We start from the raw sequence: 4,126 nt of genomic DNA, 5'->3' as shown, positions 1-4,126 counted from the left end.
GGCCCCACCCACACCTCCCCGTCGGGCGACCCGTGGCCGCACGAAAAATCGCGCGCCACCGGACACCGAGTGTCCTTTGCTGATACACTGAGTCCCACGGGGGTACTCAGCATGCCGCTCAATCGCGGTGAACGCCGGTGGACACTGCCGGCGCGGAACGCAGACTGGCTCGTCGTCTCGTCCGTCGACACCGACGCGAAAGAGCGCCGCCCGCGAGTGCCGGACGTGTTCGTCACGTCATCCCTGGACCGGTGGCTGTCCACCCCTTCGGCGCGCACGCTGTATGGCATCTACGAAGCGCTCGGCGGCAGCAGCCCCTTCGGCCTGACGGGCCTGGAGCGCTCCCGCTACGAGCAACGCCTCAAGCAGCGCCTCTCGGACGCCTTCACGCGCGGAGAGCTCGTCGCGCTCGAGGTGGCTCGCCCGAAGAGCGTGCCAGCGCCCTGGACGGCCAGACCCGAGGCCAAGGCCGACGAGGCCGTGGTGGAGGAGATGACCTGGCTGGCCATCGAGCTCAAGGACGAGGCGGGAAAACCCGTCCCCAACGCGCGCTACGTCGTGAGCCTGCCCGACGGCAGCACGCGCGAAGGCACCCTCAACTCCAATGGCTACGCCCGCGTGGAGGGCGTCAATCCCGGCGAGTGCCAGGTCACCTTTCCAGAACTGGATGGCCAGAGCTGGAGCTGAACACCACCGCGAAGCTCAGGGACGACGCGGCCCAGGAGCAGACGAGGACATCCCCAGCGGTCTCTGGGGCAACAGCTTGAAGAGGAAGGCCAGGAGCGCCTCGAAATGGTCACCCTTGCGGAAGACGGCATCCACCGGCATGTCGATGGCGCTGTCGGCGCCGGTGACGAAGACCACCTTCGCGCCCGGCATGTGGTGACGCACCAACGGAATCAACCCCGTGCCGAAGCCGTCACCCAGGCTCTGGTCCAGCAACACCGCGTCGATGGGCCGCGGGTGGTTGAGCCACTTCTCCGCTTCCGCGTAGGAACCCGCTGTCACCACCGCGAACCCCGCTTCCTCCAGCAGCGCCGCGAGCGTCATCCGGTTGGACGGGTCATCTTCCACCAGCAGCAGGCAGCGCCCGAAGGTCCAGCTCGTCTCCATCACTTACTCCCCCGTATCTCGTCATGGCCCGCGAGCCGCATCCTGGCTCCCGCCTCCGGGCGGTGCAGGAAGAGGACCTCGACGTGCGTGCCCCCCGAGGGGCCTCCGTCCAGTGCCACCTTCCCCCCATTGCGCAGCACCAACCGCTGCACGATGTTCAATCCCAATCCCGCATGGCCGGGACGTGTCGAATAGAAGGGCTCGAAGGCACGTGAATACGCCTCCGCCGCCAGCCCCTCTCCCGCGTCCTCCACGCGGATGCCCACGCCGCCCTCACCTTCTTCAACGTCCCAGGTCCGCACGGTGAGCATTCCTCCGCGCGGCATCGCTTCCACGGCGTTGTCCACCAGACAGCGCACCAGCAGCGCCAGGTCCTCCAAATCCAGCGGCACCGTGCCCCGGGCCTTGAAGTCGCGCTCCACGCGCACCTGCTCCGGCACCCTCGCCTCACGCAGCCCCTGCTCCATCGCCTCGCTCGCGTGGCACAGGGGCTTGTCGCTGCTGGCCACCGGGGCGCGTCGCGTCAGCACCTCCTCGGCCGCCGCCAGCTCCCGGTCGATGAGCTGGAAGAAGGCTTCCACCCGGGCATCCGTGCTCCAGACGTCCGTCTTCTGCATCTTCCGCATCAGGTAGAACGAAGCATTGCGGACACTGGCCAGCTTGTTGCGGAGGTCATGCCGCAGCGTGGAGGCGACGACGTCCGCCACCGCGGCCCGTTCCCGCGCTTGGAGATCTGCGCGCGCGCCCATCCGTCAATTCCTCGCACCCTGGGGCCCGGAGGGCCCCTGCGCCCGGGGTTGGCCTCTCACCCGGGCAATCGCTTGCACCAATTCCCGCAGCGGCACCGGCTTGGTCATACACACCACCGCGCCCTGCGCCGCCACCTTGCGTAACAATTCTGGCACCACGTGCCCGGACATCGCGATGACGGCCACGGACAAATCCGCCGCCTTCACCTTCGCCACCAGCTCCGGCCCGCTCATCTCCGGCATCACCAAATCCAGCACGCACACGTCGAAGTCGCCCGAGCGCAGGTACGTCAGCGCTTCCTCGCCGCTGTACACCGCGCGCGCACGCAGCCCCACGGTGCTCAGCGCGCGCACCATGGCACGCGCCACCGGCTCCGTGTCGTCCACCACCAACACCTGGGGAGCCCGCGCCGCGCGCAGAATCGTGTCCAGCGCGTGCGCCACGTCGAAGGGCTTGGGCAGCACGGTGAAGGCGCCCTCCGCGAGCGCGTCCTCCACCAGTTCTTCCGCCGTGAAGGCGGTCATCAGCACCACGGGCATGTCCGGACGCGCCTGCTTGATGCGGCGCAGCAGATCAACCCCGTGCAGCCCGGGCATGCGCATGTCGCTGAGCACCACGTCCACCGGGTGCTCGCCCAGCAGGCGCAGCGCTTCCTCGCCGTTGGCGGCCTCCAGAACGGTATGGCCCTCCAACTCCAGGTTCGCCGCGAGCGTGATGCGCAGCCCCTCCTCGTCGTCGACCAAAAGGATGCGAGCGGGGCCCAAAGCCACGTCCTCCATCATGCGGCCTGCGCCGCCGCGGTTGCCGGGAGATGAATATGGAATTCACTACCCCGGCCGGCTTCGCTTCGCACAGAGATTGTGCCGCCGTGACGTTGCACCATGTTGGCCACAATGGCCAGCCCCAAGCCGGTGCCACGCGTCTTGGTTGTGAAGAGCGGTTCGAAAATCTTGGGCAGCACGTCCGGAGGGATGCCCGTCCCGTCATCTACCACGCGAATGGCCCACGGCCCGGTGTCGCCGCCTTCCGCCAGCACTGAAACCTGACCGGTTCTTCCCTGGGGCATGGCCTCCACCGCGTTCTGCACCAGATTCACCAGCACCTGACGGAACTGTTCCTTGTCCAGGCTCGGCACCGGGAGCGACTCGGGCACTTCGTTGAGGATGCGGACGCCCTCGCGCGAGGGGACCACGCCAATGGCCTCGTCCACCAGTGGTCGCAACGGACACGGCTGCAGCGCCGGAGGCCGCTCGCGCGCGAAGTCGAGCAGGTCGGAGATGATTTTCGCGCACGCACCCAATTCGCGCTCCATCACCCCGAGGAACTGGGGGACGCGTGGGTCATCCGCGGCCCCGATGGCATCCCGACTCAGTCGTCGGGAGAGGTAGGCATGCGCGTTGCGCACGGCGGCCAGCGGGTTGCGCAATTCATGACCCACGCTGGCGGCGAGCTGACCCACCGCGGCCAGCTTCTCCACGCGGATGAGGTGCTCCTGGAAGCCGCTCAGCTCGCGCAGGGCGCGGTCCAGCTCCGCGGACTTGTCCTCCTCGCGCTCGCGCGCCAGCTCCAGCTCCGCGCGGCGCACCGCCACTTCGCGCATCTCCCGCCGCATCACCCGGCCCGCGTGCAGGAGCACCAGGTTCAGGAAGCCCACCCAGAGCGCATGCTCCAGGAAGCGCCACCACTCCGCGTTGGGCAGGCCATACACGGACTCCGGCCAGAGGACGCCTCGGATGACGTGGTCCGCGACGGTGGCGCACGTGGCCGTCAGGAGCACCCACGGGTCCCGGTACAGGGAGAGGAACGCGAGCGAGACGAAGATGTGGAAGTGCGTCTCGATGCGCCCACCCGTCAGGTGGATGAGCAGCGAGGACCACAACATCTGCGCCAGGGCCACCCCGTGCCGGGTGGAGACGGCCCCGGGGCGCCAGCGCGCCAGCGCGAGGGGGAACACGGTGAGCGCGGCGCCGAGGAAGAGCGCGGCGTACACGTGGGCGTGGAGGGCGCGGTCCTTGCCCTCCCAGCCGTAGGGCGAGACGAAGAGGGCCACGAGGATGCCGAAGGCCCATTGGGCCAGCATCAGTCCCGCGAAGAGGCGGTCCGTGCGGCGTCGCACCGTGGTCAGGTGCTCGTGGAACAGCAGAACGGCGCGTTCCTTCAGTGCCACCGTCGGGCCGCTGGCATCCTCCGTGGGCTTCATGGGGTGTTCGTGGCCCGGGCCTCGGGCGGTTCCTCCAGTGCGCAACCGTAGACAGCGTGCTCC

At 68.6% G+C, this 4,126-nt stretch carries 5 protein-coding genes; 1 reads left to right on the top strand and 4 read right to left on the bottom strand.

Annotation, left to right across the window (positions count from 1 at the left end; all coding sequences use genetic code 11):
• The first annotated feature begins 111 nt into the window (after positions 1–111).
• A complete protein-coding gene (locus HR086_RS45235) occupies positions 112–687 on the top strand; it encodes a carboxypeptidase-like regulatory domain-containing protein (protein ID WP_141649374.1) in 576 nt (191 codons plus the stop codon).
• 15 nt (positions 688–702) lie between these two features.
• Here the strand turns inward: HR086_RS45235 and HR086_RS45230 are convergent, their stop codons facing one another.
• From HR086_RS45230 to HR086_RS45215, 4 genes are read right to left on the bottom strand one after another with little or no spacing between them, the layout of a single operon-like run.
• Complete coding sequence (locus HR086_RS45230; RefSeq protein WP_174456961.1) at positions 703–1,113, bottom strand: response regulator; 411 nt, start codon at positions 1,111–1,113, stop codon at positions 703–705.
• Entirely contained in the window at positions 1,113–1,862 is a 750-nt protein-coding gene (locus tag HR086_RS45225) for an ATP-binding protein (RefSeq protein WP_141649372.1), read from the bottom strand. Before HR086_RS45225 ends, HR086_RS45230 begins: the two co-directional genes overlap by 1 nt.
• 3 nt (positions 1,863–1,865) lie before the next feature.
• The gene (locus tag HR086_RS45220) at positions 1,866–2,642 is read right to left on the bottom strand and encodes a response regulator (RefSeq protein WP_246137892.1); all 777 of its coding nucleotides are present in this window, start codon (positions 2,640–2,642) and stop codon (positions 1,866–1,868) included.
• Positions 2,642–4,063, bottom strand: coding sequence for a sensor histidine kinase (locus tag HR086_RS45215; RefSeq protein WP_141649370.1), 1,422 nt, complete (start codon positions 4,061–4,063; stop codon positions 2,642–2,644). The genes HR086_RS45220 and HR086_RS45215 overlap by 1 nt, the downstream gene beginning before the upstream one ends.
• Between the last annotated feature and the right edge of the window lie 63 nt (positions 4,064–4,126).

The organism is Myxococcus sp. CA039A, from assembly GCF_013336645.1.
GTDB lineage: Bacteria > Myxococcota > Myxococcia > Myxococcales > Myxococcaceae > Myxococcus > Myxococcus llanfairpwllgwyngyllgogerychwyrndrobwllllantysiliogogogochensis.
Note: the sequence above shows the minus strand (reverse complement) of the source record. Positions and strands in the feature narration are given on the sequence as shown.

Excerpts from the sequence above, each read along its gene's own strand:
- HR086_RS45235 (WP_141649374.1), top strand. The coding sequence starts at position 112 with ATGCCGCTCAATCGCGGTGAACGCCGGTGGACACTGCCGGCGCGGAAC.
- HR086_RS45230 (WP_174456961.1), bottom strand. The coding sequence starts at position 1,113 with ATGGAGACGAGCTGGACCTTCGGGCGCTGCCTGCTGCTGGTGGAAGAT.
- HR086_RS45225 (WP_141649372.1), bottom strand. The coding sequence starts at position 1,862 with ATGGGCGCGCGCGCAGATCTCCAAGCGCGGGAACGGGCCGCGGTGGCG.
- HR086_RS45220 (WP_246137892.1), bottom strand. The coding sequence starts at position 2,642 with ATGGAGGACGTGGCTTTGGGCCCCGCTCGCATCCTTTTGGTCGACGAC.
- HR086_RS45215 (WP_141649370.1), bottom strand. The coding sequence starts at position 4,063 with ATGAAGCCCACGGAGGATGCCAGCGGCCCGACGGTGGCACTGAAGGAA.